The sequence below is a fragment of the Roseomonas mucosa ATCC BAA-692 genome (assembly GCF_000622225.1).
GTDB classification, from domain to species: domain Bacteria; phylum Pseudomonadota; class Alphaproteobacteria; order Acetobacterales; family Acetobacteraceae; genus Roseomonas; species Roseomonas mucosa.
The window spans coordinates 1-1,221 of sequence record NZ_JHWD01000079.1 but is presented as its reverse complement, the minus strand read 5'-3'; the positions used below and the strand labels follow the sequence as shown (position 1 = coordinate 1,221).

2 protein-coding genes are annotated in these 1,221 nt (G+C 69.7%); one reads left to right on the top strand and one right to left on the bottom strand.

Annotated features, from left to right (window positions below):
* Nucleotides 1–3 precede the first annotated feature (3 nt).
* Nucleotides 4–141: an HU family DNA-binding protein gene (locus BT98_RS0120235; protein WP_408735151.1), complete on the top strand. Its 138-nt coding sequence runs from the start codon at nucleotides 4–6 to the stop codon at nucleotides 139–141.
* Between the two features lie 10 nt (nucleotides 142–151).
* On the opposite strand, the gene BT98_RS0120230 is transcribed toward BT98_RS0120235, so the two are convergent.
* Nucleotides 152–1,221 (bottom strand): IS3 family transposase (locus BT98_RS0120230; protein ID WP_081798692.1); only part of this gene is annotated, 1,070 nt, incomplete at its 5' end.

Below are 1,221 nucleotides of genomic sequence, written 5' to 3'. Positions count from 1 at the left end.
TCGCTGCCGGAGTTCGGCTCCTTCTCGGTACGCGAGACCCCGAAGCGCACGGCGCTGAACCCACGCACCGGCGAGAAGGTCCAGGTCAAGGCCGGCGCGACGGCGGTGCGCGTCAACGTAGTTGTCGCCTTGCTATCGTAATGACCTTGTCTTATCCGGGCTGCTGCATTGTGCCCGGCGCGACGATGCTGTCCCGCTCTGGGTTAAGGGTGACGGCGCCGATCGGGGTCCAGTTGCGGGTCTGCCCGCTCCAACGTCGCGGATTGGCTTCGCGTGCTTGCTGGTACAGGGCGTGGCGGGCGGCCAGCAGGGGTCCGTCGTCGCCGGCGTGGCGCTGGGCCGGCGTGACGTAGCGGATGCCGCTGTGGCGGTGCTCGTGGTTGTACCAGTGCACGAACCAGGCGGCCCACTGTTGCGCCTCGATGAGGTCGGCAAAGCCGGCAGCGGAGAAGTCAGGGCGGTACTTGGCGGTGCGGAACAGCGCCTCGGCATAGGCATTGTCATCGCTGACCCGCGGCCGCGAGTGCGACGGCGTGATGCCGAGCCAGTGCAGCATGGCCAGCACGGTCGTGCCCTTCACGCTGGGGCCGTTGTCGCCGTGCAGCACGGGGCGGTGAGCATGGGCGTGGATGCCCTCGGCCAACGCCGTGCGGCGGACCAGATGGGCTGCGTGTTCAGCCTGGTCGGTCTCGTGCACCTCATGGCCGACGATCTTGCGGCTGAAGAGGTCGAGAATGAGGAACAGGTAGAACCATCGCCCCTGTACCCGGGCCCGCAGAAACGTCACGTCCCAGCACCAGACCTGCCCCGGGGCGGTTGCCACATGCGTGCTGGGCAGGCCAGCGCTCCGGGGTGGGCAGGCCCGGCCACGGCGGCGCATCTGGCCGTGCTGGCGCAGCACGCGGTGGAAACTGCTCTCGCTGGCGACATAGATGCCCTCGTCGGCCAGCGCCGGGACGATCCGGGCCGGTGGCGTGCTGGCAAAGCGCGGCTCGTTGGCGAGGTCGACCATGCGCGCCCGCTCCGCGTCGCTCAGGGTATGCAGAGGCCGGGACCGAATAGCCGCGGGCCGGTGATCAGCCCGGACCTGTCCATCACCGGTGCGCCAACGCTGAAAGGTGCGCAGGTCGATGCCCGCCAGACTGCAGGCCGGGGCCAGCCGGGCACCGGCAGCGCAGGCCGCTGCGATCTCGGCCACCAGGGTCTGGCGGTCTTCCAGGC